23 protein-coding genes are annotated in these 23,975 nt (G+C 54.7%); 9 read left to right on the top strand and 14 right to left on the bottom strand.

Annotation, left to right across the window (positions count from 1 at the left end):
• The first annotated feature begins 2 nt into the window (after positions 1-2).
• Positions 3-194 carry a hypothetical protein gene (locus DSM117340_RS07310; protein ID WP_089891016.1) on the top strand — a complete coding sequence of 64 codons (192 nt, stop codon included), beginning with the start codon at positions 3-5 and terminating at the stop codon, positions 192-194.
• On the opposite strand, the gene DSM117340_RS07305 is transcribed toward DSM117340_RS07310, so the two are convergent.
• Both DSM117340_RS07305 and DSM117340_RS07300 read right to left on the bottom strand, forming a co-directional pair.
• On the bottom strand, positions 191-1,654 hold the full coding sequence (locus tag DSM117340_RS07305) for an amidase family protein (protein WP_089891019.1): 1,464 nt from the start codon (positions 1,652-1,654) through the stop codon (positions 191-193). The two genes, DSM117340_RS07310 and DSM117340_RS07305, sit on opposite strands and share 4 nt — an antisense overlap.
• A gap of 119 nt (positions 1,655-1,773) precedes the next feature.
• On the bottom strand, positions 1,774-2,352 hold the full coding sequence (locus tag DSM117340_RS07300; RefSeq protein WP_089891022.1) for a DUF882 domain-containing protein: 579 nt from the start codon (positions 2,350-2,352) through the stop codon (positions 1,774-1,776).
• A 358-nt stretch (positions 2,353-2,710) separates the two neighbouring features.
• Here DSM117340_RS07300 and DSM117340_RS07295 point away from each other — a divergent pair, with 358 nt between their 5' ends.
• Genes DSM117340_RS07295 through DSM117340_RS07280 form a run of 4 tightly spaced genes read left to right on the top strand, consistent with a single transcriptional unit; the run spans position 2,711 to position 6,921 of the window.
• Positions 2,711-4,285: a L,D-transpeptidase family protein gene (locus DSM117340_RS07295; protein WP_177170678.1), complete on the top strand. Its 1,575-nt coding sequence runs from the start codon at positions 2,711-2,713 to the stop codon at positions 4,283-4,285.
• Between the two features lie 39 nt (positions 4,286-4,324).
• Positions 4,325-5,416: a UDP-3-O-(3-hydroxymyristoyl)glucosamine N-acyltransferase gene (locus tag DSM117340_RS07290; RefSeq protein WP_089891033.1), complete on the top strand. Its 1,092-nt coding sequence runs from the start codon at positions 4,325-4,327 to the stop codon at positions 5,414-5,416.
• A 29-nt stretch (positions 5,417-5,445) separates the two neighbouring features.
• Positions 5,446-5,706: a phosphopantetheine-binding protein gene (locus tag DSM117340_RS07285; protein ID WP_089891036.1), complete on the top strand. Its 261-nt coding sequence runs from the start codon at positions 5,446-5,448 to the stop codon at positions 5,704-5,706.
• 6 nt (positions 5,707-5,712) lie between these two features.
• On the top strand, positions 5,713-6,921 hold the full coding sequence (locus tag DSM117340_RS07280; protein WP_354690026.1) for a beta-ketoacyl-[acyl-carrier-protein] synthase family protein: 1,209 nt from the start codon (positions 5,713-5,715) through the stop codon (positions 6,919-6,921).
• A gap of 75 nt (positions 6,922-6,996) precedes the next feature.
• On the opposite strand, the gene DSM117340_RS07275 is transcribed toward DSM117340_RS07280, so the two are convergent.
• The gene (locus DSM117340_RS07275) at positions 6,997-7,647 is read right to left on the bottom strand and encodes an invasion associated locus B family protein (RefSeq protein ID WP_089891041.1); all 651 of its coding nucleotides are present in this window, start codon (positions 7,645-7,647) and stop codon (positions 6,997-6,999) included.
• A gap of 459 nt (positions 7,648-8,106) precedes the next feature.
• Between DSM117340_RS07275 and DSM117340_RS07270 the strand changes: the two genes are divergently transcribed.
• Positions 8,107-9,645, top strand: coding sequence for a helicase HerA-like domain-containing protein (locus DSM117340_RS07270; RefSeq protein ID WP_089891044.1), 1,539 nt, complete (start codon positions 8,107-8,109; stop codon positions 9,643-9,645).
• Here DSM117340_RS07270 and DSM117340_RS07265 read toward each other — a convergent pair.
• The 9 genes from DSM117340_RS07265 to DSM117340_RS07225 form a co-directional block, all read right to left on the bottom strand.
• Entirely contained in the window at positions 9,529-10,629 is a 1,101-nt protein-coding gene (locus DSM117340_RS07265) for a Hint domain-containing protein (RefSeq protein ID WP_271437042.1), read from the bottom strand. The genes DSM117340_RS07270 and DSM117340_RS07265 overlap by 117 nt on opposite strands.
• A 55-nt stretch (positions 10,630-10,684) precedes the next feature.
• Positions 10,685-11,203 carry a hypothetical protein gene (locus DSM117340_RS07260; RefSeq protein WP_089891052.1) on the bottom strand — a complete coding sequence of 173 codons (519 nt, stop codon included), beginning with the start codon at positions 11,201-11,203 and terminating at the stop codon, positions 10,685-10,687.
• Complete coding sequence (locus tag DSM117340_RS07255; protein WP_089891054.1) at positions 11,200-12,504, bottom strand: branched-chain amino acid ABC transporter permease; 1,305 nt, start codon at positions 12,502-12,504, stop codon at positions 11,200-11,202. The genes DSM117340_RS07260 and DSM117340_RS07255 overlap by 4 nt, the downstream gene beginning before the upstream one ends.
• The gene (locus tag DSM117340_RS07250; RefSeq protein WP_089891057.1) at positions 12,501-13,511 is read right to left on the bottom strand and encodes a branched-chain amino acid ABC transporter permease; all 1,011 of its coding nucleotides are present in this window, start codon (positions 13,509-13,511) and stop codon (positions 12,501-12,503) included. Before DSM117340_RS07250 ends, DSM117340_RS07255 begins: the two co-directional genes overlap by 4 nt.
• Positions 13,512-13,847, bottom strand: a complete 336-nt coding sequence (locus DSM117340_RS07245; RefSeq protein ID WP_089891060.1) for a hypothetical protein — start codon at positions 13,845-13,847, stop codon at positions 13,512-13,514.
• A gap of 4 nt (positions 13,848-13,851) precedes the next feature.
• On the bottom strand, positions 13,852-14,568 hold the full coding sequence (locus DSM117340_RS07240) for an ABC transporter ATP-binding protein (protein ID WP_089891063.1): 717 nt from the start codon (positions 14,566-14,568) through the stop codon (positions 13,852-13,854).
• 69 nt (positions 14,569-14,637) lie between these two features.
• Positions 14,638-15,420: an ABC transporter ATP-binding protein gene (locus DSM117340_RS07235; protein ID WP_089891067.1), complete on the bottom strand. Its 783-nt coding sequence runs from the start codon at positions 15,418-15,420 to the stop codon at positions 14,638-14,640.
• Positions 15,421-15,504: 84 nt separating this feature from the next.
• Positions 15,505-16,689: an ABC transporter substrate-binding protein gene (locus DSM117340_RS07230; protein ID WP_089891070.1), complete on the bottom strand. Its 1,185-nt coding sequence runs from the start codon at positions 16,687-16,689 to the stop codon at positions 15,505-15,507.
• Between the two features lie 119 nt (positions 16,690-16,808).
• Positions 16,809-17,981 carry a type III PLP-dependent enzyme gene (locus tag DSM117340_RS07225; RefSeq protein ID WP_089891072.1) on the bottom strand — a complete coding sequence of 391 codons (1,173 nt, stop codon included), beginning with the start codon at positions 17,979-17,981 and terminating at the stop codon, positions 16,809-16,811.
• A gap of 275 nt (positions 17,982-18,256) precedes the next feature.
• Here DSM117340_RS07225 and DSM117340_RS07220 point away from each other — a divergent pair, with 275 nt between their 5' ends.
• Positions 18,257-19,279, top strand: coding sequence for a PQQ-dependent sugar dehydrogenase (locus tag DSM117340_RS07220; RefSeq protein WP_089891075.1), 1,023 nt, complete (start codon positions 18,257-18,259; stop codon positions 19,277-19,279).
• Positions 19,280-19,347: 68 nt separating this feature from the next.
• On the opposite strand, the gene DSM117340_RS07215 is transcribed toward DSM117340_RS07220, so the two are convergent.
• Entirely contained in the window at positions 19,348-20,355 is a 1,008-nt protein-coding gene (locus DSM117340_RS07215) for a GlxA family transcriptional regulator (protein ID WP_089891079.1), read from the bottom strand.
• Between the two features lie 231 nt (positions 20,356-20,586).
• On the opposite strand from DSM117340_RS07215, the gene DSM117340_RS07210 reads away from it, so the two are divergent.
• Positions 20,587-21,957, top strand: coding sequence for a class II 3-deoxy-7-phosphoheptulonate synthase (locus DSM117340_RS07210; RefSeq protein WP_089891081.1), 1,371 nt, complete (start codon positions 20,587-20,589; stop codon positions 21,955-21,957).
• 235 nt (positions 21,958-22,192) lie between these two features.
• Here DSM117340_RS07210 and DSM117340_RS07205 read toward each other — a convergent pair whose 3' ends face one another.
• Entirely contained in the window at positions 22,193-22,879 is a 687-nt protein-coding gene (locus DSM117340_RS07205) for a PAS domain-containing protein (RefSeq protein ID WP_089891084.1), read from the bottom strand.
• A 206-nt stretch (positions 22,880-23,085) separates the two neighbouring features.
• Between DSM117340_RS07205 and DSM117340_RS07200 the strand changes: the two genes are divergently transcribed.
• Positions 23,086-23,973: a YicC/YloC family endoribonuclease gene (locus tag DSM117340_RS07200; RefSeq protein ID WP_245724420.1), complete on the top strand. Its 888-nt coding sequence runs from the start codon at positions 23,086-23,088 to the stop codon at positions 23,971-23,973.
• Positions 23,974-23,975 lie beyond the last annotated feature (2 nt).

The following is a 23,975-nucleotide window of genomic DNA, read 5'->3' as shown; positions in this document are numbered from 1 at the left end:
CCATGATACAGCGATGTGATCCTGTTGTGCTGAACCAAATCAAAGCGCTCGTGGCGCCGATCTTGTCCAGCCCAGAAACGCTACAAACCCGTCAGAGGCGGCTTGCGCGCCTCGGATATACTATCGCGGAGACAGGTGAGGGGGTTTACCTCGCTACATTGCCGCATGGCGTGCGCTTGATGGAGCTGCGTTAACGCGGCCAGATACCGCCTTTTGCAAGCAATTTGGCTTGCATCGGAGCCCAGTTGGCGGCGACTTCAAGTTCGGCTGCGAGGCTGACGAGAGCTGCGTCCTGACCTGCTGCCATGGCAAAATGAACGCCTATAGGCAGGTGATCGTCGCTCCAATAGAGTGGCAAAGACATACTTGGCTGCCCTGATGCATTTGTGGCTGCCGTGAACGGCGAATAGTCAAAGACGCCGCCCTTTCCGTTGCGATAGGCGACGAAATCCTCATTGTCAGGTTTGAGCCTGCCGACTTCGCAAGGGGGCTCGGCCAACGTGGTTGTGAGCAGGACATCACAGGCGAGAAACTCTGCCGCCATACGCCGCCCGAAGGCGTGAATCTGATTTACGGCATTGAGGTAATCCGGGCCTGTTAGGGTCTTGGCATAGGCGAGTGCACCACGGGTGACGCCTTCGAGCTGGGTTTGATCTACCTCTTCACCACGGGCCTTTGCTGCATTTTGGATCGCGAGGGCGGTCCCGCAAGCGACTGTAATGGTCCAAGCCGCCATCATTTGTGGAACATCAAGGCTTTTTGGTGGGATGTATGCTTCAACATCATGCCCTAAGTCTCTGAGAATATGCGCTGTTTCCTTAACGGCTTTAAGGCACTCAGAGTGAATGTCGCGGCCGTCCAGAGTGGTTTCCACATAGCGGATTTTAAGTTTTCGAGACGGAGTTTGGCGTGCGTCAGTAAAGCTTTGGGCCATATATGGAGCGTGGTAAGGCGCTCCAAGGTCGGGGCCTGTGACTGCGTCCATAAGCGTGCAGTTGTCACGCAGAGAGCGGGTGAGGAAGCCGTCAATGGCCATACCTGCCCAGCCTTCCCCTGAGGCGGGGCCTGAGGGAAAGCGTGCGCGGGTTGGCTTTATTCCGACAAGGCCGCAAGAGGCTGCAGGAATTCGGACAGAGCCGCCACCATCAGAGCCATGCGCCGCCGGAACAATTCCTGCGGCGACAGCCGCGCCCGATCCGCCGGAAGAGCCGCCTGATGTGCGCCCTAGATTCCATGGATTGCGTGTTGGTCCACCATAGACTTGTGCTTCGGTGACGGGGCCAACGCCCAGTTCGGGGGATGTTGTGCGCGCGAAGGACACAACACCAGTGGCGGCAATGCGTGTAAACATAGTGGAATCGTAAGCCCATGTATGGCCTTCAAAATACTTTGAACCATTATTAGTGGGGTAGGCGCGAGCCTCGCATTTGAGGTCTTTGAGCAGAAACGGCACACCTTTAAGGGGGCCGTCAGGCAAACCTTTCTCTATTGCGGCGCGTGCGGCGTCCTCTGCAAGCATGGTAACGGCGTTGAGTGCTGGATTGAGCCGTCTGGTTTCAGCAAGGGCCATGTCCAGTAGCTCATGAGCGGTGGTCTCGCCCTTTGTGACCAGCTCGGCGAGGCCAGTGGCGTCGTGACTGTGATAATCGGACATGGTGTGCTCCTTTATTTTTGTAAGGTTAGGAGCAAAGCGGATCACGGCGCAAAGAAAAACCCGCCTAAGGCGGGCCCATCTTGTCTTTCGTGCGGCGTTTTAGTCTTTAGCGGTGCAGTTTAGCCGCCCCAGGTGCGAACGGGGCCGCAATCCATATGAACAAAGTTTGAGCCCGAGTAGCGGCCAACACCGCCGGCAGCGCAGGAGGCGGCTGCGCGGCCAATCTGGCTCACTGAGCGGGAGCTGAGACGCAAATCGGCTGCCTGACCTTTGAGGTGCAAGGAATTTTTGGCAACACCGCTGGAGCGCGAGCGCAACATAGCGTTTGTTTTGGGGCTGCGGTAGCCAGAGAGCAGCATGAAGGGCTCATTCACATCCAGCAAATTAAGGGAGGCGGCCATGATATCGATGGTGCGCAAGTCCATGTTTTTCACATCACCCGTGCGCCAGTCACGCATGAAGTGGTTCACTTCCTGAACCGCGTCTTTGATGTAATCGCCTTCGACCCAATAAATCATGTCGATCTTTTCGCCTGTGCGCGCGGAGTACATCTTGATGCGGCGAATGTCGCCTGATCCACGCAGAAGACCTGCGGCTTTGGAGTATGTGGGGGCTGAAACGAGGGCTGTTGCGGCGAAAGCGCCAAGCAGTGCTCGTCTTGAGAAGCTCGTTGAGCTTGATGTCTGTTTCATAGTCATAGCGCCGTCCCGTCGCTCTTACCTGTTTTCGCGGTGTTTCCCGCGTGTCCTGCCATCATCTCCCCAGATGTCCGCACCTTATGGCATATTTCGAATCATGGGCCAAGTTTAGTTTGCCCAATTTGTTGAATAGCCAGCATTTTCGGCAGAAATTTGCTGAAAATCTGCGAAACTGCCCAAATTGGCCTTGTTCTGAGGCTTTGATGCAAATGTTCACCTTTCTGATACGCTGATAATGCCATTGTGAGTGGACAGCGCGTATGACGTATATCAAAAGACTGTTGACGATACGTGTACAGTTATAAGAACGAGTGGGGGCTCTATGCAGATTTCTTTCAACCGAGTTCAAAGCCTGATTATGGGTTTTATCATTGCCATGTTTGGTGCCGTGGCGCTTGCGGGCGCTGCTGAGGCGCAGGTGACTGCTTTCAAGCAGGCTGTTGCCGAAGCCGCATCGCGGGACGCCGACATTGCGGCATTTTATAAAGCCAATGATTACAAACCATTATGGACTGGGACCTTTGGAAAGGATACGCAGCGCCGTAAGGCATTGTTTCAGGCGATTGCCGAGGCGGACGTTCATGGTTTGCCAGGTAAGCGCTATGACGCCGAAGGCCTGATGGCAAAGTTGAAAGCTGCCAACACTCCGAGAGCGCGTGGGCTTGTCGAAGTCGAGATGAGCAAAACCTTTGTCGAGCTTGCGCAGAACATGCAGACAGGCGCACTTGTGCCCAGCAAAATTGACAGTGGCATTGTGCGGTCGATCCCGTACCGCGAGCGCAGCAGCTATCTTGTGAATTTTGCTAAATCAAACCCCAACAGCTTTTTCCGCGCTTTACCGCCCAAGACGCCAGAGTATGCGCGATTGATGAAAGAAAAGCTGCGTTTTGAGAAGTTGATTGCGTCGGGCGGCTTTGGCGAGACGGTGTCTGCGGCTTCGCTCAAACCCGGTCAATCGGGGAATGCAGTCATTGCGCTTCGTGATCGTTTGGGCGCGATGGGCTATCTTGGACGCTCAGTTTCACCAAGCTATGACGCTACAATTCAAAAGGCAGTGCAAGAGTTTCAGCAAGACAACGGGCTCGTGGCCGATGGCATTGCCGGCGCTGGCACTTTGAAAGAGATCAATACTTCCGCGGCTGATCGCCTGAAGTCTATTATCGTTGCGATGGAACGCGAACGCTGGGTCAATCAGGAGCGGGGGCGTCGCCATGTTCTTGTCAATATCACCGATTTTTCAGCGCGGATCATCGACAATGGGAAAGTGACTTTTGAAACCCGTTCCGTCGTAGGGGCGAATGACAGTGAGCGCCGCACGCCCGAGTTTTCCGATGTCATGGAATACTTGGTTATCAATCCAACTTGGAATGTGCCACGCTCCATTGCCACAAAAGAGTATCTCCCGATGATGAAGCGCAACGCCAACGCAGCAGGGCATTTGCAGCTTTATGACAGCCGTGGGCGCAAAGTGGCGCGCAGCCAGATCAACTTTTCGAAATACACTGAGAGCACGTTCCCTTACGCGATCAAGCAGCCGCCCTCCAAGCGCAATGCTCTCGGGCTGGTGAAGTTTATGTTCCCAAATAAATACAACATCTATTTGCATGACACGCCGGCAAAGAACCTTTTTAGCCGCGAGACACGGGCCTATAGCCATGGTTGTATCCGCCTCGGTGATCCGTTTGAATTTGCCTATGCTTTGCTTGCCAAGCAGAGCAATGATCCCAAAGGCGAGTTCCATCGTTACCTGAAAACAGGCGTTGAATCGGCTGTCCAGCTTGAGCAGCCCGTGCCTGTGCACTTGATTTACCGCACGGCCTTTACGGATGTGAAAGGTGGAACCCATTTCCGCCGCGACGTCTATGGCCGTGATGCGAAGATCTGGAACGCTTTGCAAAATGCAGGGGTGGTGCTTCGCGCGGTTCAGGGCTAATCAAAAGGCCCACAGCTGCGAACTGCTAGGAACGGGCCCATGACCTACACAATTGAAACCATTGCAAGATCGCTTGGAGCTCAGGCTTTTGGCGATCTTTCTCTTGAGATTGACGCTGTGGCTGAGCCGCAAGACGCTGGAACACGTGACCTTGCTTTGGCTATGAAGCCAGCTTTTGCAGAGCGTTTGCCTGAGGGGCAGGCTTTGGCAGCGGTGCTTTGGGAGGGTGCGGACTTTGAGGCGCTCGGCCTGAAGGCGGCGATTGTACCAGCACGACCCCGCTATGCGCTTTCGGGACTGTCAAAGCAGTTCGATCACGGTGAGAGTTTTCCAAAAGGCGTTCATCCTTCAGCCTTTGTGGATCCTGCAGCAGAGCTTGGCGTGGATGTGACCGTGGGGCCATTGGCTGTGGTGTCTGCAGGCGCACGCATTGGTGCTGGCAGTGTCGTTGGGCCACAGAGCTTCATTGGCGCCTGCGCGACCTTGGGAGAAGGCTGTTTTCTGCGCGAAGGTGTGCGGATAGGTGCGCGCACCACGCTTGGAGCGCGGGTTATTGTCCAGCCTGGCGCTGTGATCGGTGGTGATGGCTTTAGTTTTGTGACGCCTGAGCAGAGTGCTGTTGAGCGCACGCGCGCTTCACTGGGCGACCAAGGCGAGGGAGAAAGCCAACATTGGGAGCGGATCAACTCGCTGGGTGCGGTGCATATTGGTGATGATTGCGAGATTGGGGCAAACGCCTGTATTGACCGCGGCACTGTACGAGACACCAAAATCGGCGCGCGCACCAAGCTCGATAACCTCGTGCATATTGGGCATAATGTGGTGATTGGCACTGACTGTTTGATCTGTGGGCAGGTCGGCATGGCGGGCAGCTCGACCATTGGCAACAACTGTGTTTTTGCAGGGCAAGTCGGGCTGAACGACAATATTTTTGTCGGCGATAACGTCATTGCAGGCGGCGCAACCAAGATATTCACCAATGTGCCTAAAGGGCGTGTTTTGCTCGGATATCCTGCTGTAAAAATGGAAACCCATGTCGAGAGCTACAAGGCGATCCGGCGCTTGCCACGACTGTTTAAACAGGTGGCGGAGTTGCAAAAAGCGGTTTTCAAAAACGCTGAGAACGACTAAACGGGCCTCAGGCAACCTTGGGGGGTGACATGAGTGTTCAGGACAAAGTGATCCGGATCATTGCAGAGCAAGCCGTGCTTGAGCCTTCGGATGTCAGTGCGGATAGCACGCTGGAGAGCCTTGGCATTGACAGTCTCGGGCTGGTTGAAAGCATTTTTGCCATTGAAGAAGAATTCGACATTTCGATTCCGTTCAATGCAAATGAGCCTGAAAAGTCAGAATTTGATATCACCAATGTGGCAAGCATCGTTGCGGGGATTGAAAAACTCGTAGCGGAGCAGCAGGGCTAAGCCGCGATGAAGCGTGTTGTCATCACGGGTGCTGGCACGATCAATGCGTTGGCTCATAATGTCCCTGACACACTCAAGGCGATGGCTGAGGGGCGATGTGGCATCGGACAACTGGTGATGCAGGATGTCGAGCGGCTTGCAGTGCAGATCGGCGCGCAAGTGCAGGGCTTTGAGCCCGAAAATTTATTCAATCGGCAGCAACTCTCGCTCTTTGACCGGTTTACGCAGTTTACACTTATTGCCGCGCGTGAGGCGATCGCGCAGTCGGGGCTTTCGTTTTCGGGTGAGCTTGCAGCGCGGTCTGGCGTTATCTTGGGCAATTCGGGCGGTGGGATGACCACACTCGATGAAAATTACCGGTCGGTCTATGAAGAGGGCAAGAACCGTGTGCATCCCTTTGTTGTGCCAAAGTTGATGAACAATGCCGCCGCGAGCCACGTCAGCATGGAGTTTAACCTCAAGGGGCCGAGCTTTACGGTGGCGAGCGCTTGTGCAAGTTCAAACCATGCAATGGCGCAGGCGTTTCAGATGGTTCATGGCGAGCTTGCGCCTGTGATGGTGACGGGCGGATCTGAATCTATGCTGTGTTTTGGCGGTGTGAAAGCCTGGGAGGGGCTGCGCGTGATGTCCAAAGACGCGTGCCGCCCGTTTAGTGCCAATCGCAATGGCATGGTGCAGGGCGAGGGCGCAGGGATATTTGTCTTTGAAGAATATGAGCACGCGCGTGCGCGCGGTGCGGATATACTTGCTGAAGTGGCTGGGTTTGCGATGAGCTCTGATGCGGCAGATATCGTTATGCCCTCCAAACAGGGAGCCGCTCGAGCGATTTCTGGAGCGTTGCGCGATGCGAAGCTTAACCGTGAGGATGTGGGCTATATCAACGCGCATGGCACGGGCACGGCTGCCAACGACAAGACCGAATGTGCGGCTGTGGCAGACGCGTTTGGCGCACATGCGGACAAGCTAATGATATCATCAACGAAATCCATGCACGGCCACCTGATAGGCGGGACAGGCGCTGTGGAGCTTTTGGCGTGTATTATGGCGCTGCGAGATGGGATCATTGCACCCACGATTGGCTATGAAGAGGCTGATCCGGAATGTGCGCTTGATATTGTGCCAAATGAGGCACGCGAGGCCAAAGTGAGCGCCGCCTTGTCTAACGCATTCGCTTTTGGTGGCTTGAACGCTGTGATTGCGCTGCGCAAAGTTTAATGTCTCGACCGCAATGAAAAAAGCCGCATGCAGCGCAAGCGGCTTTTAAAAATTTTGAGGTCTATATCGGCGTAGTTATTTGGCTGTGAGCGCGTCAAAGCCTGCGGTGAACCCTGCAAGCGACATATCGAGCGCAACGACCTCATCAGGCGCAGGTGCAGGGCGCAGAAGAACTTTTGCTTTAGCGCCTTTTTTCATTGCAGCGATGTCTTGTGACGTAAAACCAACGCGTGCAAAGCAGCCGATTGGGCTACAGAAACTGTAAGGGTAGCGACGGGCTTTGCCGTTGTCGATTTGGATGGTGAGCTGTGCGGAAAGCAAGGTTTCCAGCGGCACAAGGATATTTGCTCCAGCAACAGCCTTACCACCCTCGGCGAGTGGGAAAATCGTGACTTCAGCAACATTTGTACCATTCACGTCTTGGAGGACTTGGAACAGCTGGCAAGGCTCGTTGGGGTTATCTTCACCCTCGGGCAGAGCCGGATCACGCAGGCATTGGACCTTCCAGTCGCCTGACTCTGACTTAATGTAGGCTTCTGGCATGGCCTCTTCGCCAAGGCTCAGAGCTTCGGGTGCAGGTTCAACGGGTGTTTCAGTCGCTTCCACGGCGTCTGTTGTTGTTTCGGTTGTTGCGGCTGGGGTCTCTTCCGTTGCTGTTTGAGCTGAGAGGCCGAGTGGTGCTGCAAGGAGCGCAAGAATGAGCGCAGTGCGCGTTGTGTTGAACATAAGACTTTCCACCTGTTATTATAACGTTGGCAGCCACTTATCACGCAGGTGCGGAGCTGTCAGTGGCAAATCGGTCCGAGGCCAAAGGCTATGAGCACTTTTCTGCGCAAGCGGTTACAGCGCTGAAACGAATTGACTGGGTCTATGGCGTTTGACGGTCAAAAGAAAAAGGGGCCGCTCGGCCCCTTTTCCCAATAGTCTCTCCCCGTCGGACTTGGCCGACTTAATATGGTGCAGATGCTATGTCATTTGGTCGCAGGCGTCAATAGACCATTGTAACTAGGCGTAAAAAAGGGCCGCACCCAAGAGCGCGGCCGAGTCTGACAGGGAGGAAGTCAACTCCGCACCAAGAGGACACGAGGCGCGAAGCATGCTTGATACTGAGGACAAAACATTAAAATACTGTATGCAAGGCGTGCGGAATCAAACGCACAGGTGATTTTAAACGGGAGACGGCTTTTGACAGATGGTATTTTTATGGGTGGCGGCGGCGCTGACTATGCTGACGCGCAGATTTTGGGGCTAAAATATGCCAACCGTCATGGGCTGATCGCAGGGGCGACGGGCACGGGGAAAACGGTCACTCTGCAAATTATGGCTGAGAGTTTTTCCAATGCGGGCGTGCCTGTCTTCATGGCAGATGTGAAAGGCGATCTTTCCGGGCTGGCAAAGGCTGGCAGTGAGAGCGCCAAGTTGCATGGGGCCTTTACGAGCCGTGCCGAGAAAATCGGCTATGAAAATTACATCTATGAGAGCTTTCCTGTGACTTTCTGGGATTTGTTTGGCGAGCAGGGCCATCCGATACGGACCACTGTTGCTGAGATGGGCCCTTTGCTTTTGTCGCGGCTTTTGGAGCTGACCGAGGCGCAAGAAGGGGTTGTTAACATAGCCTTTCGTGTGGCCGATGAGGAAGGTATGCCACTTCTGGACTTGAAAGACTTTCAAGCGCTTTTGGTCTGGGTCGGCGAGAACAAAGACAGCCTGAGCCTGCGCTACGGCAACGTCTCTGTTTCTTCAATCGGCGCGATCCAGCGTCGCTTACTCGTTCTTGAAAATCAGGGTGGCGCGAAGCTTTTTGGCGAACCTGCCCTAGCGCTTACGGATATTATGGCTGTGGATAGCGACGGGCGCGGGCGCATCAATGTGTTGGCTGCGGATACGCTGATGTCCTCACCACGACTTTATTCAACATTCCTGCTCTGGTTGCTGAGCGAGCTGTTTGAGGAGCTTCCAGAAGTTGGAAACCCAGACAAGCCCAAGCTCGTGTTTTTCTTTGATGAAGCTCATTTGCTGTTTGAAGGCGCTCCCAAGGTTCTGGTCGATAAGGTCGAACAGGTTGCGCGGCTTATTCGCTCTAAAGGGGTCGGGGTCTATTTCATCACTCAAAACCCTGATGATGTGCCCGAGGATATTCTGGGACAGCTTGGCAACCGAGTTCAGCATGCTTTGCGTGCCTTCACAGCACGCGATCAAAAGGCACTCAGGTTGGCAGCGGAAACCTACCGCAAGAACCCGCGCTTTGACATTGAAACAGCCATCCGAGAAGTCGGGGTGGGCGAGGCTGTGACTTCGTTTTTGGAGGACAAAGGCGTACCGGGCATAGCCGAACGCACGCTGATCCGCCCGCCCAGTTCACAGCTCGGGCCGATCACAGTATCTGAGCGTGCACAGGTCTTGGCGCTATCGCACATTGCTGGGAAATATGAAGCTGTTTTGGACCGTCGTTCGGCCTTTGAAATCTTGACGGAGCGGGCTGATAAAGCCGCTGCAGAAGCAGAGGCCGCAGAGCGCGCTGAAGCTGTGGCAGAAGAGCAGGAGCGTGAGTTCAAGGCCGCTCGGCGCTATGAAGGAACCGGCGTAAGCCGCTCATCCTCGCGCAGCTCAAAAGGCGACAGTTTTGGCGAGGCGCTCACCAAGCAGGTTGTGCGTGAGCTCAAAGGGACCACAGGACGCCGCATCATTCGTGGTATCTTGGGCGGGCTTTTCAAAGGCCGCTAGACGTCTGCGCGCAGCCGCAACTGTGAGACACGGAAGGGCGGGAGGACCATTGAGTGCGCCGCCTTTCTCAGCGTTCTTAAATAAGCTGTAGAGCCTGTGGAGGTCGGCTTTGCGCAAGAACTTGAGGACCTGTGGCCCGAGCAAGAGGCTCTCGCTCTCAACGCCATTGGCCAATACCGCGATATGGGCAGCGCATGCGAAGTGATGCCATGTTATCTCGCGCTTGCCGCGCATCTCGCGAATGCCCTTGAGGGCTGTGAGCGCCTTGGCAGGGGCAAAAGTGCTTCCGTCCAGTACGATGCGGTGTTGGGGGGATACGATAAGATCGGCGAAGGGCCTGTTCGGGCCGAGTGCACCGCGAGAAATCAGCACAGGGTTACCTGTGCCATCCAGCGCTTGTGTGCCGCGCCAGACCCAGAGGATCGGGTGGGCCTCTCCGTCTGCACCTAACAGCCAGTCGCCCTCTTGAAGCGTCTCCACGGCGCACCAGCCTTGCGGTGTCAGGAGAAGCATGCCCGTGGCGTAGCAGGCGGGAATGCTTCCTTGGTTGACGCTTGTTTGTTCATAGTATGTGAGCCCGCCATCGTCGCTTTGGAGCGAGTTTCCTTGTGTGGCTGTAAAGCCCACCTCGGTGCTTGTGAGCCCGTTGGCTGGGTCTTGGACGGCTGTCACTGTATTGCCCGCCCATGATATGAACTGGATCACTGCGCTGCCATCAAAAAGCGCGATTGCATCATCGGCATAGAACATGCCCATCGGGTCGCCTGTGCTGAAACCCAGGGTGGAGTTGTTGATCACGTAGATGTCGTGGCCATTCATCGTTGTTACCGATGTTCCAAGGGAGAAGCCGTTATAAATTGTGCCGTTGAATTGGTAGAAGATGACCGAATATGAAGATACATCCGTACCTGCAGGCACAGCTATTTCAATGAATTCACCGGATGATGTTCCGAGGTAGCTGAACTCTGAAATATAGGCTGGCATGGCTCACCACAGTTAAGTGTGGGGCCATCTTCGCAATTTAGGGTAAATATGAAGTTTATGTGTTTGTGCCGTCTTCAAGCGCGCTCTTTGTGCGGCTTTGGTGCTCCATACTCAGCACACGGATCGGCACGGACATGAGCGCTACAAAGCCCGCAGCCAATACGGCCGAGCTCGCAAAGCCTATGCCTGCGAAGATCTGCAAGGAGTAGCGTGAAGAGAACGGCTGAAACAGAATGTCGAAATAGCTGAGCCCTTCTGCTGCGCCGAAGCTGGCGTAGACCACGCCAGCTTCGGCCAGAACGGCGAGGCTTCCAACACCGAGACAAAAACTGCCCGCAAAGAGGATCCGCTCGCGCCCGTCCATCCGCCTCTTAAGCACCGCAAAGACTGCTCGACCAAGCTGAGTGGAAAAGAACAAAGGGCTTACCGCCGCGAGGCGCATCCAGAGCGAAGGGTACCAGTTTACCTCGCCCTTGGGCATGTACAGCCAAAGCGCAACGAGCGCTGCGCAGACGACGCCAAAGTAAACGATGCCCTTGAGAGCAGGGCGAACAAGAGGATGTATTTGGCTCATTTTTCGGGGATCAGGCCACGTGGACTAAAGCGCAGAACACAGAGCAAGATGATACCCATGGTAAGTAAGCGCATGTGTGCCGCTGAATCCAGAAGGTGTGCTTTGAGGGCACTGCCTTCGGCCATGCCCGAGGTGATCAGTGTGAGGAAGGCAAGCCCCATCGGCTCGACTTGAACCCAGAAGAACCAGATCACAAAGCCACCCAGCACAGCGCCGAGGTTGTTGCCTGAGCCGCCGACGATCACCATAAGCCAGACAAGGAATGTGAAGCGCAGTGGCTGATAGGACGTTGGTGTGAGTTGGCCATCAAGCGTGGTGATCATCGCGCCGGCGATGCCGCAAATGGCGGAACCGAGAACAAAGATCTGCAAATGACGTGCGGTGACGTCTTTGCCCATCGCCTCTGAAGAGACTTCGTTATCGCGGATCGCGCGCATCATACGGCCCCATGGGCTCTTGAGCGCGGCTTGGGCCATGACGAAGATGACAATCAGGACAACGGCGAAAAGGCCTGCATACAGCAACTTAACCCAGAGCGTTGAAGCGGTCACAGGATCGATACCGTAAGCGTTGGCTTTGGCAACGAATTCCGCTGAGTTCTGCAGATCAATTTCATATGGGACAGGACGGGGAAGTCCGATCACGTTTTTGACGCCCCGCGCCATCCAGTCTTCGTTTTTCATGACTGCGATAACGATCTCGGCAATCCCCAGCGTTGCAATGGCGAGGTAATCAGAGCGCAGACCGAGGGCCGTTTTGCCAATGATCCAGGCTGCACCTGCTGCAAAAACACCGCCGATAGGCCACGCGAGTAGAACGGGCAGGCCAAGGCCGCCGATGTTTCCTGCATTTGCGGGGTTGATTGCCTCAACGGCCTCAACGCCGCCGTCAAAAACTGCGCGGAAGGCAAAGAAGCCGATGCTCAGCACAGCCAGCATTGCGAGCGTGCGGTTGCGGCCGCTCTGCATGCGTTTGAACACAAGGATAGTCGAGACGATGCTCATAATTCCGAGCGCTAGGCCAGACAGGATCCGCATCCCGCCTGCGCTCCATGCGCCTTCGACGGGAGGCATCGAGATAAGCACTGTGGCCAAACCGCCAAGCGCAACAAACCCCATGATACCGACATTGAAAAGGCCAGCAAAGCCCCACTGAAGATTGACCCCAAGAGCCATGATGGCTGAAATCAGTCCCATGTTGAGAATAAAGAGCGCAGAGTTCCAAGACTGGAGAATGCCTGTGCCAATGATCAAAAGCGCGACAAGCGCAAAATAGATGCTGTTGCGGAGTGTATCGCTCATACCGACTGCCCCTTGAATAGACCTGTGGGTTTGAAGATGAGCACGATCAACAGGATCACGAAGCTCACCGCGAATTTGTAATCTGTGGAGAGAAGTTGAACCAGCCCGTCAGGTTCCAAACGCTCGGGCATAGCGTACACCAATACTTTTTTCCAAGCGTATGTAACCGTGACTTCAGAGAAGGCGATCACAAAACCGCCCGCAATTGCGCCCAGTGGGTTTCCGAGCCCACCGACGATGGCGGCGGCGAAGATCGGCAGCAATAGTTGGAAATAAACGAAAGGTTTGAATGTCTTATCAAGGCCATAAAGCACGCCTGCGATCGTTGCGAGCGTGGCCACGATGATCCATGTCACCATGACGACGCGCTCTGGATTGATCCCTGACAGGAGTGCAAGATCTTCGTTGTCAGAATAGGCGCGCATAGATTTGCCAGTGCGGGTGCGGTTTAGGAACCAGAACAGTGCAGCGACAACCACGACCGCTGTCACAAGGGTGATACCTTGTGTCGTGCGGATGGCGAGGCCTTCTTGCAGGCCTGTCATTTCCTTGAAGGAGCGTACAGAAACGATAAAGCGCTCGCCATCAGCAAAACGTTGGTCATCGGGACCAATGATGAAGCGGGTGAGGCCATTCATGATGAACATCACGCCCATCGAGACGATCACAAGGATCACCGGTTTTGCCTTTTGTTGGCGGTAAAACTTATAAACCACACGGTCTGTAAAGAGCAGTAGCCCAATGCAACCGAGGATGCCGAAGGGCAGGGCGAGGAGTGCTGTTGGCAGTGGGCCAAAACTGATCCCCATCGACTGGAACCACCATGTGAAGAGTACGGTTACCATGGCGCCGAAGGCCATAGTGTCGCCATGGGCGAAATTAGAAAACCGAAGGATACCGTAGATAAGCGTGACCCCAAGCGCGCCAAGTGCGAGCTGTGCGCCGTAGGCGGTCGCGGGGATCAGAACGAAGTTGGCCAGAGCCACGAATGCGTTCAAAAGGTCCATTTAGAAGGCTCCTTCACAAGTGCCAAGATACTGGATCGCTTGTGGTCCAGCGTTGAGATGTCCGCTAAGGCGCGCAGCCTCGGGCGTAATCGACAGGAGATACTCCGTGCCTTTTGCGGCGGCAAAGAGTGTGATGAGGGCGGGTTCTGATTTCTTTGCAACGATGATCCAGTCGCCCTCTTCCGTTGAGACGCTCTGGTTTTCAAGCTGCACTTCCAGCTCGAAGGCAGACGGCGCACAGGCCTGCTCTTCATAGCATTCGGTCTGAAAAATGCAGACGAAAGCCGCCGAAGGGCTGGCCAAAGTGAGCGCTGCGAGGAAGATGGCGAAGCGCATTATATCAGCCTCCCAAGAAGCTCTGGCGAACTTCTGGATTGGCGAGAAGCTCTTTGCCTGAGCCTGTATGAGCGTTTGCACCTTGAACCAGAACGTAACCTTTATCAGCGATTTCAAGCGCTTGTCGGGCGTTCTGTTCCACCATCAGGATCGGGATCCCAGTGCGTGCGACATCAATGATACGGTCAAAAAGTTCGTCCATCACAATGGGTGACACCCCAGCTGTTGGCTCATCAAGCATGAGAAGCTTTGGCTTTGTCATAAGCGCCCGCCCCACAGCAACTTGCTGACGTTGCCCGCCGGAGAGCTCGCCAGCTGCTTGAGAGCGCTTGTCTTTCAGGATGGGAAAAAGATCATAAATTTGCGCCATCGTATCGGAAAAATCATCGGTACGGATAAAAGCGCCCATCTCAAGATTTTCTTCGACCGTCAGCGAAGGAAAAATATTGGAGGTTTGGGGCACAAAGCCCATGCCTTTTACAACACGATCTTGCGGGGAGAGGGATGTGATGTCCTCTCCGTCAAGCGTGACCGAGCCCTCGCGCAGATCAAGCATCCCGAAGACAGCTTTCATTGCGGTTGATTTACCCGCGCCATTGGGCCCGACGATAACGGCGATTTCGCCACGATCGACCGAGATGGTGCAGTTGTGAAGAATATCTGGGCCGCCCTTTGAGTAGCCGCCTGTCATATTCTGACCAATGAGAAAAGGCTCAGACATGCGCGCGCCCCTTTTTCTTAATAAGTAGATACTGGGGTTTGGGGCATAGCCCCAAGAGTGACAGGCTCATCATGCGCCCACCTTATCTTTGTTCTTCAGACCCGTACCGAGATAGGCTTCGATCACTTCCGGGTTGGCTTTGATCTCAGCAAGCGTGCCTTCAGCGAGGACGTGGCCTTCCGCCATACAGATGACTGGATTACAGAGCATATCGATGAAATCCATATCGTGTTCGATCACCACAAAGGTATAGCCGCGCTCTTCGTTGAGGCGCTTAATCGTGTCAGAGATCGTATAGAGCAGCGTTCGGTTTACGCCAGCGCCCACCTCGTCGAGAAAGACGATCTTTGCATCAACCATCATCGTACGGCCAAGCTCTAGAAGTTTTTTCTGTCCGCCAGAAACCTGACCTGCCTTGTGATCCGCCAAATGCTCGATGGTGAGAAATTCCAAGACTTCGTCAGCCTTAGCGCGCAGTGCGCGTTCTTCATCGGCGATGCGCTTGCGGCCGAACCATGTGTTCCACAGCGTCTCACCTGATTGTCCAGACGGAACCATCATCAGGTTCTCACGGCAGGACATCGAGCTGAATTCATGTGCAATCTGGAAGGTACGCAAGAGACCCTTGTGAAACAACTCATGCGGCGGCAGGCCTGTGATGTCTTCGCCATCCATGATGACGCGCCCTGATGTGGGCGGCAAAACGCCTGCAATCACGTTGAACAGTGTGGTTTTTCCTGCACCGTTCGGACCGATCAAGCCCGTGATAGAGCCTTTTTCAATGGTCAGCGTAGCCCCATCGACCGCGTGAAAGCCGCCAAAGTGCTTATGCAGATCATGCACCTCAATCATGCATGTCTCCCCCAAATTATCGCGTTTAGATAAGAAAAACAGCCCGAAGCAAGCCTCGGGCTGTTTTATTGTAACGGTTAGAAATCAGCGGTAGCCGATTGTCGAGTAGGCACCATCGGCGAATTCGATCTCTTGGTAGTTGCCAGCAGATTCGCCCGCACCAACCAGTTCAACCGCTGTCGCACCGACGTAGTCGATCTCCGTGCCAGCTGCGATCAGATCAAGCGCTTTGGCCAGTTCGCCTGGGAAGATTTGCTCGCCAGGTGCGTTTGCCAGATCCATGATGTGATCTTTGTAGTCGGCTGACGCTGTTGAACCAGCTTTTGCCATCGCCATCATGATGAGGGCTGCAGCGTCATAGCTTTCTGGAGCAAATGCGCTTGTGCCGTCAAAGCCTGCGCCCTCGGCCATGCCTACGAATGTTGCAGCGCCAGTGCTGTCTGTGCCTGGATATGCACCGAACGAGCCATTGAGTTCTGCGCCGAAGTTTTCGTTGAGCTTCGCGCCGACCATGCCGTCTGGGAAGTAGAATGTTTCAAACGCACCAGTGTCGAGAGCGGAGCGAACAACGCCTGAGCCACCTTGGTCGACATAGCCAGCGACCACGAGAACTTCACCACCCGCTGACGCAAGCGCGCCAACTTCTGCAGAGTAGTCAGCTTTGCCGTCTTCGTGCGCTGAAACGATTGTTACAGTGCCACCAGCCGCTTCAAACTCGGTCTGAATCGCGTCGGCCAGGCCTTTGCCGTAGTCGTTGTTGGTGTATGTGATCGCGATTTCTTTAAAGCCGCGGTCCTGAAGGATGTTTGTTACAATCACGCCCTGGCGCGCATCTGAAGGCGCGGTGCGGAAGAAGAGACCGTCGTCTTCAGCTGTTGAAAGACCAGGTGATGTGGCTGAAGGCGAAACCATGACGATGCCGTTGGGGCGCGCCACGTTTTGCAGGATCGCGCCTGTTACGCCTGAGCAGTCTGCGCCCATGATGCCAGCAACACCGTCTGATGTTACGAGACGCTCGGCAGCCGATGTTGCGGCTGCGGCGTCGATGCATGTTGAGTCACCGCGTACAGGCACGACGGCAGAACCGCCCATGAACTTGCCACTGTCTGTGACTTCTTTCATCGCCAGCTCGGCACCGGCCGCCATGGCTGGTGTGATAGATTCGAGTGGGCCTGTGAAGCCGAGGATGATGCCGATTTTAACATCTTCTGCAAAAGCGCCACCTGCCATCAGGGCAGATGCGGCTGTTGCCATAAGGAATTTTTTCATGTGTCTTCTCCCAAGTGGTGTTTTTGTTTTTTGACCGTCGACCAGAATAGCGCAGAGTTTGGAAAAGAAAAGCTGGATTATGCGTCTCTTGACCAAGCGTTAACTATGCTCTTCGTTGATTAGATGACGCAGACGGCAAGTGGCGGGAAACCGTTGAAACCGACGCTCGAATAGGTTGTGGTGTAGGCGCCTGTGTTTCGAATGAGAACACGGTCCCCTGCAACAAGGTTGAGCGGCAGCATCACGGGACGTTTTTCATACATAACGTCAGCACTGTCACAGCTTGGGCCTGCAAGAATGCACGGGCCAAGTGCGCCGCCGTCTTTGGCTGTCTCTAATTGGTAGCGAATGGCTTCACCTTCGGTTTCTGCGAGGCCTGAAAAGCGGCCAATATCCAAATAGACCCAGCGCGCCGTGTCCTGCGCGGACTTTTGGGATACAAGCAGAACTTCGGCCACGATCACACCCGACTCAGCGACAAGACCACGGCCCGGCTCGGCCATAACACGAGGAGGCGTCTCAAAAAGTGTGTCAATCTGTGCCATAACATTGGCGGCGTATGCTGTCGGTGCTTCAATGGCCTCTCCGTAAAACGCCGGAAAGCCGCCACCGATGTTCAACAAACTCAGGTTGTGACCTTGCGCCTGCGCTGCGTGCCACGTTTTTGAGATTGCCTCCAAGGGAGCAGCCCACATTTCGGCGCGGCGTGTTTGCGAGCCAACATGAAAAGACAGGCCGACAGGCTCAAGACCCAGCACGCGGGCGAAGGTCAAGAGCTCAAGCGCCATCGGACCATCGCAACCAAACTTGCGGCTGAGGGGCCAGTCGGCCTCTGATACATCCACGAGCAGGCGGATGTAGACTTGTGCGTGCGGCGCGTGATCCGCGATCTTTTGAAGCTCAGCTGCGCTGTCGGCTGCAAAAAGCCGTACGCCGACACTGTGCGCATAAGCAATATCTGAGGCGCGTTTTACCGTGTTGCCAAAGGAAATCAGCGAGGGGTGCGCGCCTTGCGCGAGGCAAAGTTCGATCTCGCCACGCGACGCGGCATCAAAGCCAGACCCTTCAGCAACGAGCGCAGCGATCACTTTTGGCTCGGGATTGGCTTTCACAGCATAGTGGATGTGTGCGCGGCCAAGACCCGCTTTGAGACGGTGATACTGTGCACGTACGCGGCTTGTATCAAGCACAACTGTTGGCCGATCAAAGGTATGGGACGCAATGAAGGCATCCAGTGAAGAGGGCATAGCTGAAGAGAAAGGCGCAAAGGCGCCTTGGTGTTGCATCGTCATGGGTCATCTCCAAATAGACTCGGCCAAGGATATGGCCGCTCAGTTCCAAAGGGAGACGTTACCGTCGCTACGTAAACACGTGTGCGTTGATGCTACAGGCCAGAGGCGCGTGCGTTGGCGTCTATAATTTTGCGATATGAGGCCAAAAGTGAGTCGCGACAATATGGAAAATGCAGGCGGAGTAAAAACTTTTTCAGTCTCGCAAAATATGGCCGAAAAGACGCATTCACGCGCATGTCAGTTGATTGGGTTGCTGGTGGCGCTACCGTGGGCGCATGAAACACATTTTCCTCGCTGCTTTGCTCAGTCTGCCACTGTCTGTTCACGCCCAAGAGATAGGCAAGATCACTGAAATCGCTTCTGGCCTTAACGGGCCGTGGAGCATCGGGTTTTTGCCTGACGGTGAGGTTCTCGTTACAGAGAAGCGCGGCAAGCTCTGGCGGATCAACCGTGACGGCAAGCGCGACGAGATCACGGGGCTGCCTGCTTCAGAGGAGAAAGGGCAGGGTGGTTTGTTTGATGTGCTCCCTGCGCGTGACTTTGCCGTCAGCGGGCGGATTTTTCTGAGTTATGCGAAGGCAGGTGTGGGAACTGCTGTCAGCATGGCGCGGCTCGAGGGGGATCGGCTTGTAGAGGTGACAGAGATATTTCAGATGCAGACCGATAGCACAGGCGGGCGGCACTTTGGTGGGCGGCTCGCAGAGGCTGCGGATGGAATGCTTTTTCTGACCATGGGAGACCGTGGCGACAGAGCTTCAGCACAAGACCCCGCACGCCACAATGGGACGATCGTCATGATAGATCCAGGCCGTGGAACAGCTGTCTTCACAAAAGGTCACCGCAACCCACAGGGGCTTGCCTTTGATATGGGCGGTCAGCTGTGGGCACATGAGCATGGCGCCCGTGGTGGCGATGAGATTAACCGCATCGAGAAGGGCAAGAACTACGGCTGGCCCATTATCTCCTACGGCACGCATTATTCAGGCGCTAAGATTGGCGAGGGCACGGCGAAAGACGGTTTTGAGCAACCCGTGTTTTACTGGGATCCCTCGATTGCCCCTTCTGGCCTCGCTATTCATTCGGGCAAAAACTGGCCAGCTATGGCGGGACGCTTTCTTGTGGGCTCTCTCAAGTTTGACCATATAGCCGTGATGGTGGCGGGTGGTTCTGAACAGGTCGGTGAGATCAAAACACGCGAGACGCGTCGTGTACGGGATGTGCGCGAAGGGCCTCTTGGCGGCATCTGGTTTTTAAGTGAAGAGCGTGGGGCGCTCTACCGGATTGCCCCGCCAGAGTGAGCGCTGCCGTGAGGGTGAGCCATAGCGTGGCCCCTGAGAGGCAGTACGTCTGAAACATAAGCATTCGTCTAGATGGAAAGACGTGTCGCTTGTGATCCGCGCTCGCGATAGGGCGTCGTATTGTAGTGGGCGCGATAACATTTTGAGAAGTGGCTCGGCGAAGCAAAGCCGCACGCCAAAGCGACATTGATGACGCTCATATCTGTCTGCATGAGAAGATTACGCGCTTTTTGCAGACGCAGCTCCATATAGTAGCGTTTTGGCGAGCGATTGAGATAGCGCCGGAAGAGCCGTTCAAGTTGGCGCGTGGACATGCCGACATCTTTGGCGAGAACAGCTGGGCTGATTGGCTCTTCAATGTGGCTTTCCATCATCTGGATCACAAGGCTGAGCTTTGGATGGCGCACGCCAATGCGCGTGGGCACAGACAAGCGCTGAGTGTCCTGGTCCGTACGAATAGAGCTATAGATCAGCTGATCTGCCACAGCATTGGCAAGCTCTTCACCATGATCGTCAGCAATGATCTTAAGCATGAGGTCGATCGAACTTGTACCGCCCGCCGTTGTCAGGCGGTTCTTGTCGATGACAAACACCGATTTTGTGAGCTCTACGTCATCAAACTCTTCGGCAAAACTGTCTTGATTTTCCCAATGGATCGTTGCCCTGCGTCCATCAAGCAGACCTGCTTTGGCCAGCGTGAAGGCCGCCGTACACAAACCGCCAATGATCGGTCCTTTGCGTGCTTCGCGGCGCAACCATGACACCAAACGCTTGGTGGTTGCGGCTTGCACATTGATACCGCTGCACACAAGGAGCGTGTCATCGCGGTTTAGCTCACCCAAATCCATATCAAGCTTGAACTCCGTTCCTGCAGAGCAACTTACAGTTTCGCCGCCTTCGCCTGCCAGCTTCCACTCATAAAGAGGCAATTCCGCCATGCGATTGGCAATGCGCAAAGCTTCGATTGCCGAAGCAAAGCTCAGCAAAGTGAAGTTGTCGAGCAAAGCAAAGATAAAGCGCCGCGGCCTGTCGGGTGCGGCATCCAATTTGATGGTCGGGCGTTGTTGCAGGCTCATAGAAGGCTTTCGTAAGTCGTGAGCGCCAAATATTGTCGCTTTTTGTCACTTGTTCAGAGCTTGGCGAATAGGTCAAGACATCTCGTATCGCAAAACGCTTTGGGTTCCTGCGGTTCACTCGCTTCTGCGATTTTTGCGGCCAAAGCAAGGGCAATTCATTTCTGATATGGTTTTCGCGCCCAAGCGCCGCTATAAGGCGGCCTCGCAAGACCAAATACTGGAGACAAGACGATGACGGAGTGGAAAAAATCTGGCTGGCGCGCAAAGCCAAGGATCCAGATGCCTGACTATACCGACCAAGCGCAGCTTGAGGCGGTCGAAGGGCAACTTTCAAAATATCCGCCGCTTGTCTTTGCGGGCGAAGCGCGCAAGCTCAAAGCGCATCTGGCTGCAGCTGGACGTGGTGAGGCGTTTTTGTTGCAGGGTGGCGACTGTGCCGAGAGCTTTGACCAATTTACAGCGGATGGTATTCGCGACACCTTCAAGGTGATGCTGCAGATGGCGATGGTGCTGACTTATGGTGCCAAGGTTCCTGTGATCAAAGTGGGTCGTATGGCGGGCCAGTTTGCCAAGCCACGCTCCGCGGCAACAGAAACTGTGGACGGTGTAGAACTGCCGAGCTATCGCGGCGATATTATCAACGAGCTTGATTTTAACGCTGGCGCGCGCATTCCCAATCCTGACAAAATGCTTCAAGCCTATATGCAATCAGCAGCAACGCTGAACCTTTTGCGTGCGTTTTCGACGGGTGGTTTTGCGGATATGCACCGCGTGCACTCTTGGACGCTTGGCTTTGCTGAAGGCGATGGCGCATCTCGCTACGGTGATTTGTCAGCACGAATTCAGGATAGCATCGACTTCATGGCCGCGGCTGGCATTACGGGCAAAACAACCCACGAGTTTAGCTCTGTTGAGTTTTACACCAGCCATGAAGCGCTTCTGCTTGAATATGAAGAGGCGCTCACGCGGCTTGATAGCACATCGGGCAATTGGCTCGCAGGTTCGGGCCATATGGTCTGGATTGGCGACCGCACGCGTCAGCCTGATGGGGCACATGTCGAGTTTGCCAGTGGTGTTCTAAACCCGATTGGCTTGAAGTGTGGTCCGTCGATGGAAACAGATGACTTGAAGCGTCTGATGGCAAAGCTGAACCCGACAAACGAAGAAGGCCGCCTCACATTGATTGCGCGCTTTGGGCAAGGCAAAGTGGGCGACCATCTACCAAAGCTCATCCGCGCGGTTGAAGAAGAAGGGGCCAAAGTTGTTTGGGTTTGTGATCCAATGCATGGCAACACTATCAAATCGTCTACTGGCTATAAGACACGTCCGTTTGGACAGGTTTTGGGCGAAGTGCGCGAGTTCTTTGGTGTTCACAAAGCCGAAGGTACACAGCCCGGCGGCGTGCATTTTGAAATGACTGGTCAGGATGTAACTGAGTGCACGGGCGGTGTACGCGACGTGACTGATGAAAACCTGTCAGATCGTTATCACACAGCATGTGATCCACGGTTGAATGCCTCGCAATCTCTTGAGCTTGCGTTCCTTGTGGCCGAAGAGTTGACCAACCTGCGTAAAGAAACCCTCGCGCAAGCGGCGGGTTAAAACTCACGACAAGCTGGGCCTATCCTTGTGGGTAGGCCCATTTGAGCAGGGTTCCATAGGGTTTGATGCGTCGAGCGCGCACCGATAGAGCCTGAAATGCCGCCTCACGTTGTTTTTTTCGCCGAGCTTTAGCCTCGGCTTGGATTACGCAGTCCTCTGAAAAAGCAGATTATAAAAGGTTTTGCCTTCGGACCAAAGGCTGCGCCTTGATCATTGGACAAGCGCTCGGGCGTTTTCAATCATCCGATTTGATGACGCGCAGGTAGCTGGGCCTTTTGACCGCCACAGTGTCTGATGTGCGCACAAAAGGGGTTGCCGCGTCTTTAAAGCCTGTGGCGGGCTCAAGCAGCGGATGGTCCTCCGTCGGCGGGACAACCTTTAGAACATCGATATTGGTTTTCTTGGCCTCCAGGATGTCAAAACGCTGTGGTTTACTTCGTGTAAGACCTTTTGTTTCAAGACAACCAAGAACGCGATTTACGTGACCTTTTTCATCAACAAGCGGTAAAAGTAGCATGCGAGCTTGATGCGCTGTATCTGTTTGCCCTTCGGCCGTCAGGCTCAGATGCATTAATGCGGGACCGTTCAGCAGCCCGACGAGAACGCGGCCAAACGCGTCGCGTGAAGGTGGTGCGATCAGCGTGCTAATAGGCATCCCGCGTACTTCCATTCCTGTTAGCTCGTTCAGATGCATCCCAGCAATGCGGATGCGCGCCACACCCGTTCCGATACTTTCCAAAATAAATGCGTAGTTTAGAGCGTCCTCTATCCCACGAGGGTCAATTGCAGAGCGTTTGGGCAAGCTGTTTTTGGGTTTTTGGCTATGCCAGTAGGCTTCAACAAGCGCACAGGCAGGAAACTGGTTCTGGCTCAAACGGTCCATCATACTCACTACATCACCACTCCGCATCAACTCTGACATATATCCGCTCCGTGTGTAAACTGGCCGTATCGGCACACATATGTGCCTCTACGGGGTGTGTTCCCCCTGCAGATCAAATATGGCCTAAATTGGGCGAAAATTTGAATGAATTTGGTAAGGTTGGTTAACTGCCTTGGCTAGAAGGCTTGCGCCATGCACCTTGAAGCGCGTAAGTCAGGCCGCAAAGCGGAAAAAGGAGTGTGGCGGTGATTTCATCCATGACAGGGTTTGCTTCGGGCAAGGGCCACTTCGGGGCTCATAGCTGGAGCTGGGAGCTGCGCGCGGTCAATGGAAAAGGGCAGGATATCCGTATTCGTGTACCTGATTGGATCACTGGACTTGAAACACATCTGCGCAGTGCGATGTCCGAGGCGACAAAGCGTGGCAATATAACAATTGGATTGAGGCTCTCTCGCGAAGAGGCAGGCGCAGGTTTGAGCTTGAACACTTCGCAGCTTGAGGCAGTTTTGGCAGCGATGGCCGAAGTGGAGCAGCAGGCGATGGACCAAGGTCTCTCCCTTGCGCCGAGTACTTCAAGCCAGATCTTAGGTTTGCGCGGTATTATGGAGCAAAGCGCGATCGAAGATGATCCTGCGCCTCTGTTGGCGGCTCTGAAAAGCGACTTCTCACCTGTTCTGGCGAGCTTTACTGAGATGCGCGCAGCAGAAGGAGCGCAGCTAAAAGCCTTGATAGGCTCACAGCTTGACGACATTGAACGCCTGACCAATGCTGCAGCAGAAGCTGCCAACGCCCGCCGAGAGGAGAGCTCTGCGGCTTTCCGTGCGAGCCTTGCCCGTGTCGCAGAGGCTGTCGATGTAGATCAAACGCGCATCGCCCAAGAGCTCGCCATATTGGCAGTGAAGGCTGATATCACTGAGGAACTGGACCGTCTGCACGCGCATGTTGCCGCGGCGCGTGATCTTGTGGCCAAAGGCGGCCCTGTTGGGCGAAAACTTGATTTTCTAGCGCAAGAGTTCAATCGAGAAGCCAACACGCTGTGCTCCAAAGCGCAAATGAGTGCGCTGACCAGCATCGGGCTTGATCTCAAGTCGGTGATCGACCAGATGCGTGAACAGATTCAGAATGTGGAGTAAAA

This window comes from Lentibacter algarum (assembly GCF_040580765.1).
Lineage (GTDB): Bacteria > Pseudomonadota > Alphaproteobacteria > Rhodobacterales > Rhodobacteraceae > Lentibacter > Lentibacter algarum.
This window is presented reverse-complemented; position numbering and strand designations above follow the sequence as displayed.